Here is a 19,122-nt window from a genome sequence, read left to right on the forward strand (position 1 = left end):
AAGCGTAACGCAGGACCGCAATAAACGTTTGTCGCATCAGGCGACGCAAGTAAGCAAAAGGAGCAAGTCGGATGACTCGCATACACAAGTGGCTACCGAAACTCGCCCTCGTGGCAGCCTCGGTCATGGCGATTTCGGCAACTGCCGGGGCTGCTGAAAAACCAAACATTCTGGTGATCTTCGGCGATGACATTGGCCAGACCAACATCAGCGCCTATTCCATGGGCGTGGTCGGGTACAAGACGCCGAACATCGACCGGATTGCCAAAGAAGGCATGATGTTCACCGACTATTACGCGGAGAACAGCTGCACGGCAGGACGGTCGTCGTTCATCACGGGGCAGACGCCGCTGCGTACCGGCCTGTCGAAAGTTGGCGCGCCCGGTGCACCAGTGGGTCTGCAAAAACGCGATATCACCATCGCCCAGGCACTCAAGTCCATGGGTTATGCGACCGGCCAGTTTGGCAAGAACCACTTGGGCGACAAGGACGAATACCTGCCGACCAACCACGGTTTCGACGAATTCTTTGGCAACCTCTATCACCTCAACGCTGAAGAAGAACCGGAACGTCCGTATTGGCCCAAGGACGACCCTGCGTTCCTCAAGTCCTACGCCCCCCGTGGCGTGATCCACAGCTTTGCCGACGGCAAGATCGAAGACACCGGCGCGTTGACCACCAAGCGCATGGAAACCATCGACGACGAAACCACGGCAGCGGCGATAGGTTTCATCGAGAAACAGGTCAAGGCGGACAAACCGTTCTTCGTCTGGATGAACACCACCCGCATGCACTTGTTCACCCATGTGCGCGAGTCGATGAAGGGCCAGAGCGGCATGCCCGGCAACGACTATGCAGACGGCATGCTTGAGCACGACGGCGACGTCGGCAAACTGCTGAAAACCATTGATGACCTGAAAGTCGCCGACAACACCATCGTTGTCTACACCACTGACAACGGGCCGAACCAGTTCTCCTGGCCGGACGCGGCAACCACGCCGTTCCGCAACGAGAAGAACTCCAACTGGGAAGGCGCCTACCGGGTGCCGGCGATTGTGCGTTGGCCAGGCAAGATCAAGGCCGGTGAAGTCTCCAACGAAATGTTCTCGGGCCTGGACTGGTTCCCGACGCTGCTGGCCGCGGCGGGCGATGCCGATGTGAAGGACAAGCTGCTCAAAGGCTGGGCGCCGGTATCGGGTGGCACCAACTTCAAGGTGCACCTGGACGGCTACAACCAACTGCCTTATCTGACCGGCCAACAGCCTAAGGGCGAGCGCAAGGAGTTCTACTACTTCAATGACGACGGCATGCTGGTGTCGATGCGTTTCGACAACTGGAAAGCGGTGTTCTGCGAACAACGCGCGCCAGGCGGTTTCAAGGTGTGGAGTGAGCCGTTTGTGTGCCTGCGGGTGCCAAAAATCTTCAACCTGAGAATGGACCCGTATGAACGCGCCGATGTGGTTTCCGATCAGTATTATGATTGGTTAACCAAAAACGTTTATCTGGCGGCCGTAGCCACTGGTAAAGCAGCGGTGTTCCTCCAGACCTTTATCGAATATCCACCAAGCCAGAAACCGGCCAGCTTCAGTGTTGACCAGATCCGCGCTGCGGTAGATGCAAAAATCGCTGAAAAAATGAAAGCTGCACCGGCTGCACAGTAAGATCGCGTGACCGCCGCTCGCCCTCATCGGCGAGCGGCCCTATTTTTGGCTTGAGACCGCGTTGACCCCTTCGCGAGCAGGCTCGCTCCCACATTTGGAATGCAATCCCCTGTGGGAGCGAGCCTGCTCGCGATGAGGCCTGTACGGTCACTGGTTTTTTGAATTGGAACAAGGCAACCCGCAATGTCTTCACGTGTCGCCAGCAACTCGTCGGCCATACCCGCCCCTCACAGCGCAGCGTCCCCGGCCCTGCTGATTCCTGCCCTGCTGCTGTTCGTCTCCGGCGCTGCTGCGCTGGTGTACCAGGTGCTGTGGATCAAGCAGTTGTCGCTGGTGGTCGGCGTCGAGGTGTATGCGATCACCACCGGCATCAGCGCATTTTTTGCCGGATTGGCTTTGGGTGGTTTGCTGTTCGGGCGTTGGGCTGATCGCTTGAAGCAGCCGGTCCTGCTGTATGCGGGGCTGGAAGTGCTGGTGGCGGTGCTGGGTGTCGGTGCGACGTTTGCGATGAGCATGGCCGCCAGTCCATTCGCCTGGCTGGAGCAGCACGTCGGGTTGCTGGCCTGGGTGTTGCCATTTGCACTGGTGGGCATTCCCGCGCTGTTGATGGGTGGCACGCTGCCGGTGCTGGTTCGTTCACTGGCCAGCGACCCGCAACACTTGGGCAAGGCTGGCGGCCAACTCTATGCCGCGAACACGGCTGGCGCGATTGCCGGCACCCTGCTCGCAGCCTTCGTGCTGATCGCCACCCTCGGCGTGCGTGGCAGTGCCCTCGCCGCCGCGATGCTGAACTTGCTGGCCGCCGTCGGTGCCTTGTGGTTTCAACGCCACCGCCCGGTGCCGGTCGAAGCTGCGGTCAAACACCACGCGGCAACCGCGCCGGATCGTCTGGCGCTGTGGCTCTATTCCATCGCTGGCGGTGTGGCACTGGGCTACGAAGTGGTCTGGTCGCAATCCATCGTGCAATTCATGAGCACGCGCACCTATGCGTTTGCCGTGGTGTTGGCGACGTACCTCACGGGTTTGTTCCTCGGCAGCGCCCTGCTGGCCCGTCGGGTTGATCGCATTCGTGATCCTTGGGGCGTGTTTGGCTTGCTGATTGCCGGTGCCGGTCTGATCGCGCTGCTGGAGGTCGCCTTTCTCGGGCGCTGGCTGGTGTTTTTACAATCCCAGGCCGAAATGGTGGCGCTGGCCGTGGGCGGTAGCGAGCTGCTGGGCATGAGCGCACGGTTTGCCGTGGCGGCGTTGAGCATCGTGTTTGTCCCAACCTTGCTGCTGGGGGCGGCGTTCCCGTTGGCCCTGCGGTTGAGCGTCGGTCCTGAACGGGTCGGTCGGGACGTCGGCGCGGTGGTGGCGTTCAACACCTTGGGCGGGATTATCGGCGTGATGCTCTGTGGGTTTTTATTGATCCCGTTGCTGGGGCTGGTGCGTACCTTGGGGCTGCTGGCTATTGTTGCTGCCGGGATCGGCTATTTCTCGGTGCGCAAGGGGCATCACGTCAAAAAAGGCCGGCGCCAAGCCGTGGTCGCCCTTGGCCTGTTGTCGGTGGTTGTAGCCGTTTTTACTCCGGCCGATAAACTCGCCAATCTGCTGCCCGGCGCCCGCAACGGCACGTTGGCATTCTATGAAGAAGGACGCGGCGGCACGGTGGCTGTGGTCACGCAGGGCAAGGGGCAGAAGACCTTCCAGCGCCTGTATATCCAGGGTGTGTCGAACACCGGTGACGCCATGCCATCGCTGCGCTACATGCGGATTCAGGCGCTATTGCCGCTGCTGATCCATAACGGCGAACCGCGCTCGGCGCTGGTGATCGGTTTCGGCACTGGCATCACCGCAGGCGCCCTGACCCGCTATCCGGGGCTGGAACATCGCGTCGTCGCCGAATTGCTGCCGTCAGTGGTCAAAGCCGCGCCGTTGTTCAAAGGCAACTTCAATGCCGCCACCGACCCGACGGTGGATGTCCGCCTGCGCGACGGTCGCCAGGAACTGCTGCGCAGCCAGCAAAACTACGACCTGATCACCCTCGAACCGCCACCGCCCTCCGCTGCCGGCGTGGTGAATCTTTATTCCCGTGACTTTTACCAACTGGCCGCCAGTCGCCTGGAGAAAAAAGGCCTGGTCGCGCAATGGTTGCCGCTGCCAACCCAGAACATCGACGATTCGCGCTCGCTGGTGCGCAGCTTCCTCGACGTCTTCCCCTACGCGACGTTGTGGACCAGCGAGTTCCACGAAATGCTGCTGGTGGGCTCGATGGAGCCGATCGAACTGGACGCCGCGAAAATCAGCCAGCGCTTCCAGCAGGAAAGCGTTCGCAGCACCCTGCAGGATGTGGGCATCGGCTCAGCCGCTGCGTTGCTCGCCACGTGGGTGACCGACCGCGCCGGCCTGGAACGTTTCGCCGCCGATGCGCTGCCGGTCACCGATGATCAGCCACGTATCGAATACGCCCCTTGGTTGCGCGCCAAGGAAATCAGCCGCGTGCTACCGGCCCTGCTGGACTTGCGCCAGCCAGCGCCGCTGCTGAACGCCGATGCCGGGTTCACCGACCGCATGAATGCCCATCAACAACGCCTGATGCAGTTCTATCGGGCGAGCCTGCACGCGTATGACGGAGACCGGGACGCATGGGCCAAGGATATCCGTGAGGTGATGATGGGCGATGGCGGCAACCCGTATTACCGCTGGTTTGTGGGTGGCGGGGAGTAAGACTCGAGGACCTTTTCACAACCCTCATTTGACAGATGCCCGGCATCCGTCAAAGCTGCACTCAGATTGATCGCGCGCCTTAAGGCAAACGCACCTGGACTACGGAAGTCGCAATGCCGAAGCATAAAAACAACTCAGCAAACCGTGATTCGCAACCGAACCTGATCAATCGTTACCTTTTTCCTGTGACCATCAGTGCATTGCTGTTGGCGGTCATTGCTATCGGCTGGTTTCTGTTCAGCAGTACACCGGCACCGCTGAAACCCGTGCCCGTCAACGCCCCTGCCGCGCAACCGGCCAAACCTCAACCGGTCACGATGGCGCCGGCGAAGATGGTCGATGAGCAACAATGCCAGGGCTGCCACAGCGAGCAGGTCAAGGACTGGCAAGGTTCCCATCACCAATTGGCGATGCAAGAAGCCAATGCCGAGACGATGCTCGGTGACTTCAATAACGTCACCTTCAAAGCCGAAAACGAAACCACCGTTTTCTCGCGCAAGGGCGACGCTTTCTGGGTCAACACACCGGGCATCGACGGCAAGAACGCCGACTTCAAGGTGGCTTATACCTTCGGCATCGCGCCGTTGCAGCAATACCTGATCGAGGTCGGCGAAGGTCGCTTGCAACCTTTGGGCGTGGCCTGGGATACCGAAAAACACCGCTGGTTCCACCTCTACGCGGGCCAGGGCGTGAACTTCAAGAACCCGTTGCACTGGAGCAAGCCAAGCCAGAACGCCAACTTCATGTGCGTCGAGTGCCATACCACGGGTTACAAACGCAATTACGATGCTGCCAAAAACACCTTCGACAGCCAATGGAACAGCCTCGGTGTCGGCTGCCAGGCATGCCACGGCCCGGCTTCCAATCACCTGGAATGGACGGCGAAAAAAGGTGATTTGATTCATGCCGGTTTTGCCGTCGACCTCAAGGACAAGAACGCGACTGTCGAACTCGAGACCTGTGCCCGCTGCCATTCGCGCCGTGCACCGCTGAGCGATGGCTACACCCCCGGCAAACGCCTGATGGATGACTACTTGCCAAGCGCCCTGACCCGCGAGTTGTATGCGCTGGACGGCAAGATCAAGGACGAAGTGTTTGAACACGGCTCCTTCGCCCAAAGCAAAATGTTCGACAAAGGTGTGCGCTGCAGCAACTGCCATAACCCGCACAGCAACGAGCTCAAGGCGCCAGGCAACGGCGTTTGCCTGCAATGCCACAACACGGCGGGCAAAACTTCGGTGGAAGGCGTCAATGGCAAAGGCCTGCAAGCGAAAAACTACGACGCCATCGAACACACTCGCCACACCATGGGCCAACCGGGTTCGCAGTGCGTGGATTGCCATATGCCCGGCAAGTTCTACATGGGCAACGACTTCCGGCATGACCACAGTTTCAGTATTCCCAACCCGGAGCGGGCGAAAAAACTCGGCACGCCGGACGCCTGCCTCACCTGCCACCAGGGCAAGGACGGCGACAAGGTCACCGAGCAGTTCAAATTTTGGAACAGCGCGCCAACCTTACAGGCCGCGCGTTATGACGAAAGCCTGTGGCTGGTTCGAAACGGCCAACCCGGTGCGGCACAAGCCTTGTACGAGCAGCTGCAACGCAGCAATTTGCCGGCGATTCAGCGGGCAACCTTGCTGGCCGAGTTGGCGCTGTACCCGAGTGAGCAGGCGTTGAAACTGGCCACCAAGGACTTGGGCAACCCGGCGCCACAGGTGCGTGAAAGTGCCGTGAGGGCCATCAGCGCGCTCCTGCCGCCACCCGAGCGTGCGCCGCTGTTGACGCCATTGCTGACCGATCCGGTGATGGCTGTGCGGATCGCCGCGGCCCGGGACCTGCTGAGTGTCGCCAGCACGGGCTTGGGCAGCGCCCAGGCGAGCTGGAATGCGGCCATCGCCGAGTACGAAGCGGCACAGATGAGCCTGCTGGAGCGGGCCGAAGCCAACCTCAACCTGGCCATGTTCTATCAGGCCAGTGGCCGTAATGACGAGGTCGAAAAGTACCTGCGCACGGCCCTCAAGCGCGACCCGGATTTCTACCCGGCGCTGGTGTCGCTGGTGCAATGGCTGGAAGCCAATGGCCAACGCCAGGAGGCACAGGCGCTGCTGGCACAAGGTTTGAAAGACCACCCGGACGCCGCGCTGTTGCAGTACACCCAGGGCTTGTCGCTGGTACGTGCGGGCAAATCGGACCAGGCCATGTCGGCATTACGCAAAGCTGCGCAGCTGGAACCGCAAAACGGCCAGTACAGCTACGTGCTGGCGGTGGCGTTGCATGACAGCGGCAAAGTTGAAGAGGCCTGCGAAGTGCTGGAGCAGTTGCTCAAAGTACAGCCGGTCAACCGCAATGCGCGGCTGACGTTGATCCAATACTACCTGGGCAATGGGCAGGAACCGAAAGCGCAGGTGCTGCTGCAGGGTTGGAAGAAAATGAACATGGGCGATCCGGCGCTGAAATAACGGAATAACAGCAGAAACCTGTAGGAGCCGAGCTTGCTCGCGATGGCGGTGTGTCAGTCACCATTGATGTTGAATGACACACCGCTTTCGTCGGAACGCCGCCCGGAGCAAGCTCGGCTCCTACAGGGGCTTCGGCGGCTGCTAAACGGTATTTCAGCGTCGTCTGAACAACGGTCGCGGCTCGATCACCGAACGCCCATACAAGACGCTCATCCCTGCCAACCCCTTCAACGCATCTTCAGCAGATTTGTCCTCGCGCACCGCAAAGCTGTCGAAACCGCATTGGCGCATGTGGCTGAGTTGATCGCGCAGCACATCACCGACCGCGCGCAGTTCACCCGTCCAGCCCAGTCGAGTGCGCAGCAAGTACGCCTGACTGTAGGCGCGACCATCACGAAAACTCGGGAAATCCAGGGCAATCAACGACAGTGTTAGCAACCACGGCTTGAGGCTTTCCACCTCATCGTCCGGGCCTAGCCACACCGCATGCCGTGCAGGATTTTGCAGCCAGCGGGCCAGCGGCACAATCAGAGAACTGGCGGGCAACTCATCTTCCTCGTTCCTGACCAGCCGCCACGGATCATCGGTAACAATCCACGCCACCCCCTGCTCCAGCGCCAGCACATTGTTCATGCCGACACCTCCAGCACCTGCGGATACACCTGTTCCTTGAACGGTTCCAGACCAATGCGTTGCAAGGTGTCGACGAACAGTTCTTCGCTCTCGCGGTAGCTGACGAAGGTCTGAACGATTTGCTCGATAACGCCGGGCACTTCGGCGGCGCTGAAAGACGGACCGATAACCTTGCCCAGTGCACTGTTCTTGCCCTGGCTGCCGCCGAGGGTGATCTGGTACCACTCGCTGCCGTTTTTATCGACACCCAGAATGCCGATGTTGCCAATGTGGTGATGACCACAGGCATTCATGCAGCCCGATATGTTCAGGCTGATGTCGCCCAGGTCGTGGAGGTAATCCAGATCTTCGAAACGTGCTTGAATGGCGTGGGCTATCGGGATCGACTTGGCGTTGGCCAGTGCGCAAAAGTCGCCACCGGGGCACGCGATGATGTCGGTGAGTAAACCAACGTTGGCGCAGCCCAGACCTTGCTCACACGCCAGGCACCACAACGCGTAGAGATCGGCCTTGGGCACGTCCGGCAGCACGATGTTCTGTTCATGGGCGATTCGAATCTCACCAAAACCAAACTGCTCGGACCACTCGGCCACGGCCATCATTTGATCGGCCGTTACATCGCCCGGTGGCGAGGCAATGCCCGGTTTGGTCGACAGCACCACACTGGTGTAACCCGCCACCTTGTGCGGCTGAACGTTCCGCGCAACCCAACGGGCGAAAGCCGGGTTGTCTGTCAGGCGTGTGCCAAACGCCAGGTCGGTGTCGGACAGTGAACGGTAATCGGGCGGCACAAAGGCACTGGCAACGCGCTCATATTCGACTTCGGTCAACTGCGCCGGGCCGTCCTTGAGGTGTTGCCATTCTTCCTCCACTTCCTTGGCGAAGGCTTCGATACCCAAAGCTCTGACCAGAATCTTGATTCGCGCCTTGTACTTGTTGTCCCGTCGACCGTGGCGGTTGTAGACCCGCAGCACCGCCTCGACGTAAGACAGCAAATGTTGCCACGGCAAGCCCTCGCGAATCTGCAAACCGAGGATCGGCGTGCGCCCCAGGCCGCCACCGACGATCACCCGCAACAGCATCTGCCCAAGGTCATCGCGATAAAGGTACAAACCGATGTCATGCATCATGATCGCTGCGCGGTCCTGTTTCGCCGAGCAGATGGCGATTTTGAACTTGCGTGGCAGGAACAGGAACTCCGGGTTGATGGTCGACCACTGTCGCAGGATTTCGGCGAGCGGGCGCGGGTCCAGCAGTTCGTCCGCCGCGACACCGGCGAACGCTTCCGTGGTGATGTTGCGCACGCAGTTACCAGAGGTCTGGATCGCGTGCATCTCGACCTCGGCCAGGCGTTCGAGGATGTCCGGCACCTGAGCCAGTTCGATCCAGTTGAACTGCATGTTCTGCCGCGTGGTGAAGTGACCATAGCCACGGTCGTAGTCCCGCGCGATGCTGGCCAGCGTGCGCATTTGCGTGGCGCTCAACGTGCCATAGGGAATCGCCACGCGCAGCATGTAGGCGTGTTTTTGCAGGTACAGGCCGTTCTGCAATCGCAACGGCAGAAACTCTTCGTCGCTCAACTCGCCTGCCAGGAAACGTTCGACCTGATCGCGAAACTGCGCAACCCGCTCGAAGACCAGGGCCCGGTCATAGTCATCGTACTGATACATGTGGCTACCTCATCAGGATGGATCGCACGCTCTGCCCCTGTAGCAGCTGTCGAGCACCGCGAGGCAGCGTTCGGCTGCGAAGCAGTCGTCAACCCTGTGTTCCCCGGTTCATCCGACTCACCGTGTCGCTTGATTTCACGACTGCTTCGCAGCCGAACGCTGCCTCGCGGTGCTCGATAGCTGCTACAGGGGGTTGGCGGTGCTTGTGAGGGGGACTATGGACCTGCGGCGCAGCGCGTTACAGATTCACCTGCGCGCTAAAAAACCGTATCAGGATGTGGCAGATGGCCGCAGGGTTGCCTCAAATCTGATCCGCATAAATGAAGTTTTCCTGAGTCTGTTTTGTTTTCGACGGGGTTTCTACAGTGCAAGACTTTGCAACCGTGGAAGCATTGACCATGAGCACAGCAACAATCGGACAGGCCTATAACTACAAGGTCGTCCGCCAATTCGTCGTGGCAACCATTGTCTGGGGTGTCGTGGGGATGGCGATGGGGGTGTGGATCGCCTCGCAACTGGTATGGCCCGAAATGAACCTCGACTTGCCGTGGACCACGTTCGGCCGCTTGCGCCCGTTGCACACCAGCCTGGTGATTTTCGGCTTTGCCGGCAGCGCGCAGTTCGCTGCCAGTTACTACGCCGTGCAGCGCACCTGCCAGGTGCGGCTGTACTCCGACACTCTGGCCGCGTTTACCTTTTGGGGCTGGCAATCGGTAATTGTGATCATGCTGATCACCCTGCCGCTGGGATACACCACCACCAAGGAATACGCCGAAATCGAATTCACCGGCGCGGTGTGGATGACGGTGGTCTGGGTCGCGTACGCCATTGTGTTCTTCACCACCGTGGTGCAACGCAAGACCAAACACATTTACGTCGGTAACTGGTTCTTCGGCGCGTTCATCGTCGTGATCGCAATGCTGCACGTGGTCAATCACCTGTCGATCCCGGTGGGCTGGTTCAAGTCCTATCCGGTGTATTCCGGGGCAACCGACGCCATGGTCCAGTGGTGGTACGGGCACAACGCGGTCGGTTTCTTCCTGACCACCGGATTCCTCGGAATGATGTATTACTTTGTGCCGAAACAGGTCGGACGACCGGTGTATTCCTATCGCCTGTCCATCGTGCATTTTTGGGCGTTGATTACCCTGTACATCTGGGCCGGCCCGCACCACCTGCATTACACCGCGTTGCCAGACTGGGCACAGTCACTGGGCATGGCGATGTCGCTGATCCTGCTCGCGCCGAGCTGGGGCGGAATGATCAACGGGATGATGACGCTCTCGGGGGCCTGGCATAAGTTGCGCACCGACCCGATCCTGAGGTTTTTGGTGTTGTCGCTGGCCTTCTATGGGATGTCGACGTTCGAAGGGCCGATGATGGCGATCAAGACGGTCAACGCCCTCTCCCACTACACCGACTGGACTATCGGCCATGTGCACGCCGGCGCGTTGGGCTGGGTGGCGATGATCACGTTCGGAGCGGTCTACCACATGGTGCCAAAAGTCTTTGGCCGCGAGCAGATGCACAGCATCGGCCTGATCAACGCACATTTCTGGCTGGCGACCATTGGCACGGTGTTGTACATCGCCTCGATGTGGGTCAACGGCATCACTCAGGGCCTGATGTGGCGCGCAATCAACGATGACGGCACGCTGACGTATTCGTTCGTTGAAGCCTTGCAGGCCAGCCATCCGGGGTATGTGGTGCGCTTTGCCGGCGGGGTGTTCTTCCTCAGTGGCATGTTGTTGATGGCCTACAACACCTGGCGCACGGTGAGGGTTGCGGACGTGGCGATGGCTGAACGTGAAGTGCAGATTGCCTGAGGCAAGGAGCCTGGAATGTTTGAAATGCTATTGAATGTGATGGCTGTGTCGGGATTTTGGCTGGGGGTTGAATATTGCCTGAAGCGGCAGACAACGGTGAGTCTGGAGGATGCCAGTTTGATTCCGTTTGCGGATGACCCCGAGGTGGCGCGGCGGGTCGAACTGGCCACCGGGAAAACGGTAAAAGCAGTGGCGCCGGAAGAGGTCAAACCGGGTTGGGGCAACCTCGACATCTGACCCACCACCTATCCAATAATGTAGGAGCCGAGCTTGCTCCGGGCGGCGTTCCGACGAAAGCGGTGTGTCAGTCACCATTGATGTTGAATGACACACCGCTTCGCGAGCAAGCTCGGCTCCTACAGGGTTTTGGGTCAATCCGGGAGAACCTGGCCGCGATCGCGGGGGATCAGGCTTTGCAACTGCTGCGCCAGAAAGTTCGCATCGAACGCGAAGGTGTCCGGGTCTTTCAAGCCATTGGTCTTGCGCCACTGCCAGCTACTCGACGGCGGCAGGCAAACCAGCGAAACGCTGCCATAGCGCGCGGCCGTCAGCCCCATCACCGCCAATGAAATCTGACCGCCCGCGCCCATCACGTCCGGCACGAACTCCACTGGCTTGCCAGCAATCATAATGGACAGTTTCTCGGTCTTGAACGTCGACGTTTCGACCGGCACGCTCGGCCCTGAAGCGACATACGCCTCGCGGCTCACCTCCAGCAGATTCGGCGCCTGGACCGGTTCCAGCCAGTGCTGGATCTGATCGAACAGCTCACTGATACGCGTTGCCCACACGGCCGATTGCGACTCGAACGTTTGCTTCTTGTGCGCTTCGCTTTCTGCGTAGTGGCGAAGCATCTCGCCCAGTTGTTGTACGTCGTCCATTGCGGTGTTCCTTTCGTTGGAGCGGTGCTGCGGACTTTCATCATGGCAGATGACGGCCGCCGACGTACGACAAAGCTGCCAGGTGGCTGCGCCCATTGAAAGGCGAGTGAAAACGACGAGTGGTTACCTTTTAGGGGGCAATTCCCTTCGACCTGTCAGATGTGACAGTAGCCGACACTCACCTATCAGGTGTCTGATGATCAGGCAGTCGACGTAACGAGAAAGCCCACTGCCGTCAGCAAAGGACCGCACTTCATGAGTAGCCAGATTTTAAAGATAGAAAAAGTAACCATACTGCCGTGGGCGACGCCGGTCATTCATGCGGGCAATCCCGAGGGTGGCATACGGCTTTCCGACGCTGAAGCAGTGGTCGATCCTTGGCTCAACATGAGTGAGTTCGACACTGCAGAGTTGCTGCTGAATAACGAATCCACACCCGTTGCCGACAAAACCATTAAGTCGGGTGAAGAAAACAAAAGGTTCTCACTGTTTCTACCAGTCGCCCGCTTGCAGGACGGTATCAACCGGATCCGTTTGAGGGTCAAACGGATCAGTCAGGACCCGGAAACCTCGGAGGACCTGGTCGTTCTCTTCAACACGCCTCGCTCCGGTGGCGAAGTGACGGGGACCGGGGACAATCCCAACCTGATCATGACACTTCCCGCGGATGTCATCGCCAAAGGTCTGGATGCCAATCGCGTTGCCGAAGGGGTAGAGGTCAAACTGAATTACGTTTACATGCGAGCGCACGACAAAATCACGCTCGATTGTGATGGCCACACGGTCCTTCATACAGTGACAGCGGCACAAGCCGCTGCCGGCACAATCGTGTTGAAGCTTTTTGCAGAGGCGTTCAAAACTGATAATTCTCAATTTCCAATGCGCTTCCGAGTCGTGGATCAAATCGGAAATTCATCAGGACCGCAGGCGATCTGGTCACCCACCACTCACATAGACGTGCACATCCGACAACCGGTTCTGGATCTGAAACCGCCCAGAGTGCTGGAAGCCAAGGAACAGAACGGCACCGTATTAAACTTTGAAAAAGACTTCTATGAGGCCCCGTTTGCAACGGTCGAAGTCGATTTCCCAGGTTCGGCTCGCGGACAAACCGTCAAAGTCTATTGGCTCGGCCGCAACTCGACCTATGGCAGTGAGATTCAAACGGTCTCCTATGTGGGTCAGACGCTGATCTTTCGAGTCCCCAGGCTGGAAGTTGTTGATTGCATCAGCACCCGTGCGCAGATCAGTTACACCGTCCGGTTACCGGGCACCACTGAGGACCTGCCATCCAAAACGCTGGGCATTCAAATCACCGGGCAGAAACACCATCTTCCAGAACCCACTCTGTCCACGGATAAACTTAATCTCAGGACTTATTACCCGGCGTTGGAGGGGAGTTATAAAGTGCGCCTCGCGCTGTTCGGACGAGTGACTCGATATGGTGAAGAAGTCACTATTACACAACCCTCTTATACCAATCTTCCGGTCTTACAGGCATGGCTAACGGAGAATCGTGGGTTTGACGTGATATTCAATTACACCCTGAGAAAAACAGACACCAATGACCCCATAATTTTTTCATGGTGTTTAAGAGTCGCTTTATAGCCGAGTGGCTATTACGGCAGATTTAGTCAGGTTCACCGAACCCCAAAACAGATCACTCAACCAAGGTCACTACCCGCCAATCGACAGGGAGTTTTGTCATGCGAAAATTAATTGGATTTTTTCTATTCGCATTGGTAGCGGGTTGCAGCCAAATCGATCACCCCCAAACCGATGTAGTCGGTGGGCTCAGCGGGGGAAATACTCAAAATGGGCCCGCTATTGCGAATCAACTAACGACGCTTTATGGCAGAACAGTAGCAAACTGCAACAACTCCAACTCTCAACCTGCTTTCCTGTGTGCTGGCGTCACATTGAGAGTGACGGTAAAAGACCCCGCCAATACCTATAAAGTCTGGGACCCAAGCCCTACATCCATTAAAAGCGGCGGTGTTTCCTTTTCTTATCTACGGGCCGATGCGAATTTTGGTCGATTGGCATGGGGCTATGGCAACGGTTATATCCTGTACCCCATATTCGAGGCACCGACTGACAAAACAGATCTGGACTATCTGTGTTCTTACCCCATGGATGGATGGACGTGGCACCGAAGTGAAACATCCGTCTGCGTTCCCCATCGCGACTATCCTGCTCAGAGTCAACTTTGCCAAGGCGCGGGCGTGACCACGGCAGAACAATGGCTGGCTGTGTGGAATACACCTGGCGGCAATCCAAATCTGCGCCAATGCGGTTTCGACATTACCGATGATCGCAATGCCTTGGCAGGCCCGGCATTTTATCAATCCCTTCGGGCAAAAACCCTATTGGGTACTCAGGGGTTCAACGGGCATAACGAAGTCATCATCAAAACCTGGACATCCGGGCGCCCCAATACGCTTCCGATCATGGCGTTCTTTTACGTTTACGGCGGTACAGACCCGCAACCACTCGCCGACGCGCAATACAACCAACGGGATTTCTACAACTCGACCAACCCCAAAATTGTGGTCCCCATTATCCGCCTGCCCCCCGCGAATAGCCCCACGGGGACAGCCACCTTTCATTATGTCGCAGCGGATCAGGCAGTGACGCAATGAACGATCCAGTGCATTTATCACTGGCACGCTTGGCGAAAGAATTCGAAACTCTCCTGCCCGCCTGCAACGTCAATACAGGCGATAACAAAGGGAGTGTTCCATGCGCACCATCGGCCTTATCGGCGGCATGAGCTGGGAGTCCAGCGCCGAGTACTATCGCCTCATCAACCAGCAGGTTCGTGACCGGCTCGGGCCGTTGCGTTCGGCGCAGTTGCTCATGTTCAGTGTCGACTTCGGGCCTGTCGAACAAGCCCAGCATGCCGGGCGTTGGGACGATGCGGCGGCGATTCTGGTGAATGCGGCGCGACGACTGGAAGCTGGCGGCGCCGAGTGTGTGGTGCTGTGTACCAACACCATGCACAAGGTGGCCGGGCAGATTCAGGCTGCGATCACTATTCCGTTCCTGCACATCGCCGACCCGACCGGCCAGGCAGCCGTGGATGCCGGTGCGTTGAAGGTGGGTTTGCTCGGAACCGCGTTCACCATGGAACAGGATTTTCTCAAGGATCGCCTGAGCACGATGGGGTTGACCGTGTTGGTGCCTGAAGCCGAGGAACGCCAGGCGGTGCACCGGATCATCTACGACGAGTTGTGCGTCGGGGTAATCAGCGAGGCGTCGCGCAAGGTCTATCAGCAGGTGATCGAGTCGCTGGCCCAGCGAGGCGCCCAGGCGATCATCCTTGGCTGCACGGAAATCGGCCTGCTGATCAAACCCGAACACAGCGCCCTGCCCTTGCTCGACACCACCGAACTGCATGCGCAGGCGGCGGTGGCGTTCGCACTGGGCGACTGAGTCAATCGGCGTTAAGCGTGTGACGCAGACGCGCCATGCTCAAGGCATCGACCAGTCGGCCGTCACGCACGGCGTAATCGCGAAACAGGCCTTCGGTCTCGAAACCGAATTTTCGGTAGAGACCGATGGCCGCTTCGTTGTCGGCGTACACCGAGAGCTCCACACGTTGCAGGTTCATCCAGTTGTCGGCGATGTCCAGCGCTGCCGCCAGCAATGTCGAACCCACGCCTTTGCCCTGCCACGCCACCGCGACGCCCATGCCAAGGTTGCCGGCATGGCTGCGGCGGATCCGCGAGAACTGCTCCAGGCCAATGTTGCCGATGACCGTGCCCTGATGCAGGGCGACCAGTTGCACCACGTGTTCGTTATCCGCTGCCAGGCGTTTGCGCCAGACTTCGGTGGACTGAAACGGCATTTGCAGCACCTGACGGGTAATCGCCGGGTCGTTGTAGAGCGCCGTGATGCCATCGATGTGGGATTCGTTGAAACGTTCGAGGGTGATGACGGGGTCAGTGGCGGGCATGGGTGATTCATCCTTGATGCACATATGGTCGCTCACTCTACAACGCTATCTCCTGTAGGAGTGAGCCTGCTCGCGATAGCGGTGTATCAGTCGACATCTATTTTGAATGTCAGTCCGCTATCGCGAGCAGGCTCGCTCCTACAGTTTGACCGCGTTCAGCTCTCGAACCACTCCCGGCGTTCATTGAAGGTGTTATGGATTAGCTCAACGATCATCTGCACACCGGCCTGCCCTTGTGATTCGGCATTCACTGCCATCCACACCTGACGTTGCATCGGCTGGTCGAACAGTCCGGGCAACGCAATCAGCTCTCGGTCGAATTGGCTCATGTAACGCGGTAACAGCCCGATGCAGGCGCTGCAACGGATCATCTCCAGCATTAGCGCATAGGAGTGCAATTGCACCACGCCGGCCAAACGCTGATCCACCACGCTATTCCACGTCCGAAAGCTCTCGACCTGACGATCATGCTGCCATTGCACCAACATGAAGTCGGCCAGGTCGTCGAGGCTGTCTGGCCGGGCCGCGACTCGCGAATAGCGCTTGGCGATGTGCGGCAGATACTCCAGACGTGCCAGGCGTTGCGGTTCGCTCACTGCAAAACTCGGCCCCGGCAGTGGCGAATCAGTGCCGGCCAGCCACAGCACTACATCGGCGCTGATCGCTTGCAGGCTCAGCTCACTGTCGAGAGTAATGATGTCCAGCCGCACGCTGGCATTGCGGCGCAACAACGCGATCAGGTCACGACCGAAAATGTCGTGCAGGATCGACTCGGCCACCGCCAGGCGAATCAGCGGTTGCTCAATCACCGGCGCATCGCGCTCATGGGCCAACGCGATCAGTTGCGCCTGAAGCGCCAACCCTTCACGACTCAGGGCCAGGCCATTGTCCTGATGATTGAACAGCGAACATTGCAATTGCGCCTCGAGCTGCGCCAAGTGTTTGCGTAACTGCGTGGATTTGAGATTGAGGCTGCGAGCGGCCTGCATGAAGCTCCCGCAACGGGCGCTCACCCGGAAGGACTGCGCCAGCACCGGATCGATACCGGCAGCGCAAGTGGATTCCATGAATGACATCAATGACTCCTTGTCGATCTGTCCTTGAAACCCTCATCCTGCGCAGTGTTTATGAACCTGACGTGACACTGGGCGCGGATAATCGATTCAGCCGCCAGGGGTTTGCCGAAAACTCACCGCCAGTCGATTCCAGCTGTTGATGGTGGTCACGGCAATCGTCAAATCGACCAGCTCCGCTTCACTGAATTGCTCCCGGGCCAGTGCGAACACGTCATCCGGCACGTGGCTTTCGGCAAGCAGCGTCACGGCTTCGGTCCAGGCCAGCGCAGCGCGCTCGCGCGGGTTGAAAAAGCCGCTGTCGCGCCACACGACGATCGAGTACAGGCGCCGGTCGGTCTCGCCGAGGCGTCGTGCATCCACCGAATGCATGTCGGTGCAGAAAGCGCAGCCATTGAGCTGCGAGGCGCGGATCTTGATCAGGTGCAGCAGCGCGGGTTCGATACTGAGGTTGCTGGTCAAGGCTTCCATGGCAATCATCGCTTTCATCGCTTTTGGCGAAGCGCTGTAGTAATCCAGGCGGGAACTCATGGGGCGACCTCAGGGATCGAATAGTGACCTCCACGTTAGGCGGTGATGCACGTACGTTACAGTGCCAATTCAACGAAAAAGCCCGGGACCATTCGGCAACAGACCAATCTGAGGTTTTTGGCCCACGCAACTTCTGCACAGCCACTCTTGCAGGTAATCTGGCGCGACGCACACGCGCCACAACCGCAGCAGGAGCCCCGCCGGTATGGAACTTCATGTTGTCATCAACGGCCGCAAGGACCTGGCAGGCCAGTTGTACAACCAACTGCGCAGCGCCATCGAATCCGGGCGCCTGGCCGCCGGGACACAGCTGCCGCCCAGCCGCTTGCTGGCCGAACAACTGGGAATTTCGCGCAAGACCATTTCCGACACGTACTCGCAACTGACCTACGAAAACTTCCTCATTGGTGTGATCGGCAAAGGCACCTACGTGAATGCCCGGCCGTCCAAAATCACCCGTAAACAAAGCCATTCCGAGCTGGCGAGTTTTGAGGTCATCGAATCCTGGCGCAATCTGCCGGTGTTCCTGCGTCATCCGACACTGGAAGGGTCGTTGCGCTATGACTTCATTGGCGGCGCCGTCAGCAAGGGCCAATTCCCGCAGGATGACTGGCGTCGCTGCACGTCCCACGCCTTGCGCCAGATGGCGGGCTCAAAAGGCCTCTACAGCCTGCCCGAAGGCCTGCCGGCGCTGCGCAATGCCATCGCCCGGCATATCGCGTTTTCCCGCGGGGTCATTTGCCAGGACGAGGACGTGGTGGTGTGCAATGGCGCGCAACAGGCGCTGGACCTGATTTCCCGGGTGATGACCCACCCCGGCAGCATTGTCGCCATGGAAGACCCTGGCTACCCGCCGGCACGCCTGTTGTTTGGTTCGCACGGCGCCACGGTGATCGGTGTACCGGTGGATGCCGAAGGCATTCAGGTAGACCAAATCCCCCTCGGCACGCGGCTGATTTACGTCACACCGTCCCATCAGTTCCCGCTCGGCCTGCCGATGAGCCAGGAACGCCGGGTAGCGCTGCTGGAACGGGCTTATGAACTGGGCGCAATCATCATCGAGGACGATTACGACAGCGAATTTCGCTACGAGTGCCGCCCTGCCGATTCGCTGCAAAGCATGGATGAGCGCGGGGTCGTCGCGTACGTCGGGACTTTCTCGAAAACCTTGCTGCCGGAGTTGCGCCTCGGCTATGCGATTTTGCCCCCGGCGATTCTCGAAGCGGTGATCCGCGCCAAGCAACTCACCGACCTGCACACCTCCACACTGCCACAGTGGGCGCTGGCCAAATTCATCGCCGAAGGCTGCCTGCTCAAGCACATCCGCCGCTGCCACACGATCTATGCCGGGCGTCGCGAACGGATTCTGGCGCGCATGGCGGGCGACCTTTCGCCATGGTTCGAGCCGGTGCCCACCACGGCCGGGTTCCACCTGGTAGTGATGTGCAAAGTGCCTATCGATCTCCCATTGGTAATCGAGTTGGCCAAAAAGGTGGAGGTCGGGCTCTATTCCATCGAAGCCTTTTACTTCCAGCAAGCGCCGCAGGCCGGGCTGTTGCTGGGTTTTGGCGCCATTGAAACCCTGGACATCGACACCGCTCTGGACCGTATGCGCGACATTCTGCAGCAGGTGGCCTGACGGATTGGTCTGCGGCTTTACCGGGCGTTTGGCTATTGGCGGTCCGGGGAAGCAGGCCTATCCTGCCTAAGCGTTATCCCTC

Annotated in this window: 15 protein-coding genes; 9 read left to right on the forward strand and 6 right to left on the reverse strand. The window is 59.0% G+C overall.

Annotation, left to right across the window (positions count from 1 at the left end):
* The first annotated feature begins 71 nt into the window (after positions 1 to 71).
* The 3 genes from KGB06_RS25530 (at position 72) to KGB06_RS25540 (ending at position 6,829) form a co-directional block, all read left to right on the forward strand.
* Positions 72 to 1,661 (forward strand): arylsulfatase, encoded by a 1,590-nt coding sequence (locus KGB06_RS25530; protein ID WP_223520719.1) that lies wholly within the window; start codon positions 72 to 74, stop codon positions 1,659 to 1,661.
* Positions 1,662 to 1,844: 183 nt separating this feature from the next.
* A complete protein-coding gene (locus KGB06_RS25535; protein ID WP_223520720.1) occupies positions 1,845 to 4,367 on the forward strand; it encodes a fused MFS/spermidine synthase in 2,523 nt (840 codons plus the stop codon).
* Positions 4,368 to 4,480: 113 nt separating this feature from the next.
* On the forward strand, positions 4,481 to 6,829 hold the full coding sequence (locus KGB06_RS25540) for a tetratricopeptide repeat protein (protein WP_223520722.1): 2,349 nt from the start codon (positions 4,481 to 4,483) through the stop codon (positions 6,827 to 6,829).
* A 153-nt stretch (positions 6,830 to 6,982) separates the two neighbouring features.
* On the opposite strand, the gene KGB06_RS25545 is transcribed toward KGB06_RS25540, so the two are convergent.
* A complete protein-coding gene (locus tag KGB06_RS25545; RefSeq protein WP_223520724.1) occupies positions 6,983 to 7,462 on the reverse strand; it encodes a DUF934 domain-containing protein in 480 nt (159 codons plus the stop codon).
* Positions 7,459 to 9,132 (reverse strand): nitrite/sulfite reductase, encoded by a 1,674-nt coding sequence (locus tag KGB06_RS25550; RefSeq protein ID WP_223520727.1) that lies wholly within the window; start codon positions 9,130 to 9,132, stop codon positions 7,459 to 7,461. The genes KGB06_RS25545 and KGB06_RS25550 overlap by 4 nt, the downstream gene beginning before the upstream one ends.
* A 398-nt stretch (positions 9,133 to 9,530) precedes the next feature.
* On the opposite strand from KGB06_RS25550, the gene ccoN reads away from it, so the two are divergent.
* Positions 9,531 to 10,958 carry a cytochrome-c oxidase, cbb3-type subunit I gene (ccoN, locus tag KGB06_RS25555; protein ID WP_223520729.1) on the forward strand — a complete coding sequence of 476 codons (1,428 nt, stop codon included), beginning with the start codon at positions 9,531 to 9,533 and terminating at the stop codon, positions 10,956 to 10,958.
* A 15-nt stretch (positions 10,959 to 10,973) separates the two neighbouring features.
* Positions 10,974 to 11,195, forward strand: a complete 222-nt coding sequence (locus KGB06_RS25560; protein WP_223520732.1) for a cbb3-type cytochrome c oxidase subunit 3 — start codon at positions 10,974 to 10,976, stop codon at positions 11,193 to 11,195.
* Positions 11,196 to 11,329: 134 nt separating this feature from the next.
* On the opposite strand, the gene KGB06_RS25565 is transcribed toward KGB06_RS25560, so the two are convergent.
* The gene (locus KGB06_RS25565; protein ID WP_223520734.1) at positions 11,330 to 11,839 is read right to left on the reverse strand and encodes a hypothetical protein; all 510 of its coding nucleotides are present in this window, start codon (positions 11,837 to 11,839) and stop codon (positions 11,330 to 11,332) included.
* A gap of 255 nt (positions 11,840 to 12,094) precedes the next feature.
* On the opposite strand from KGB06_RS25565, the gene KGB06_RS25570 reads away from it, so the two are divergent.
* The 3 genes from KGB06_RS25570 to KGB06_RS25580 all read left to right on the forward strand — a co-directional run bounded on the left by KGB06_RS25570 (position 12,095) and on the right by KGB06_RS25580 (position 15,274).
* Positions 12,095 to 13,447, forward strand: coding sequence for a hypothetical protein (locus KGB06_RS25570; RefSeq protein WP_223520736.1), 1,353 nt, complete (start codon positions 12,095 to 12,097; stop codon positions 13,445 to 13,447).
* A 98-nt stretch (positions 13,448 to 13,545) separates the two neighbouring features.
* Entirely contained in the window at positions 13,546 to 14,481 is a 936-nt protein-coding gene (locus tag KGB06_RS25575; protein ID WP_223520738.1) for a halovibrin HvnC, read from the forward strand.
* A 100-nt stretch (positions 14,482 to 14,581) separates the two neighbouring features.
* Positions 14,582 to 15,274 carry an aspartate/glutamate racemase family protein gene (locus KGB06_RS25580; protein ID WP_223520740.1) on the forward strand — a complete coding sequence of 231 codons (693 nt, stop codon included), beginning with the start codon at positions 14,582 to 14,584 and terminating at the stop codon, positions 15,272 to 15,274.
* A 1-nt stretch (position 15,275) separates the two neighbouring features.
* Here the strand turns inward: KGB06_RS25580 and KGB06_RS25585 are convergent, their stop codons facing one another.
* The 3 genes from KGB06_RS25585 to KGB06_RS25595 all read right to left on the reverse strand — a co-directional run bounded on the left by KGB06_RS25585 (position 15,276) and on the right by KGB06_RS25595 (position 17,401).
* Positions 15,276 to 15,797, reverse strand: coding sequence for a GNAT family N-acetyltransferase (locus KGB06_RS25585; protein ID WP_223520742.1), 522 nt, complete (start codon positions 15,795 to 15,797; stop codon positions 15,276 to 15,278).
* 155 nt (positions 15,798 to 15,952) lie between these two features.
* Positions 15,953 to 16,873: a LysR family transcriptional regulator gene (locus KGB06_RS25590; protein WP_223520744.1), complete on the reverse strand. Its 921-nt coding sequence runs from the start codon at positions 16,871 to 16,873 to the stop codon at positions 15,953 to 15,955.
* Between the two features lie 87 nt (positions 16,874 to 16,960).
* On the reverse strand, positions 16,961 to 17,401 hold the full coding sequence (locus tag KGB06_RS25595) for a carboxymuconolactone decarboxylase family protein (RefSeq protein ID WP_223520745.1): 441 nt from the start codon (positions 17,399 to 17,401) through the stop codon (positions 16,961 to 16,963).
* 205 nt (positions 17,402 to 17,606) lie between these two features.
* Here KGB06_RS25595 and KGB06_RS25600 point away from each other — a divergent pair, with 205 nt between their 5' ends.
* The gene (locus KGB06_RS25600; RefSeq protein WP_223520747.1) at positions 17,607 to 19,040 is read left to right on the forward strand and encodes a PLP-dependent aminotransferase family protein; all 1,434 of its coding nucleotides are present in this window, start codon (positions 17,607 to 17,609) and stop codon (positions 19,038 to 19,040) included.
* The last annotated feature ends 82 nt before the right edge of the window (positions 19,041 to 19,122 follow it).

This window comes from Pseudomonas sp. GL-B-19, assembly GCF_019956415.1.
GTDB lineage: Bacteria > Pseudomonadota > Gammaproteobacteria > Pseudomonadales > Pseudomonadaceae > Aquipseudomonas.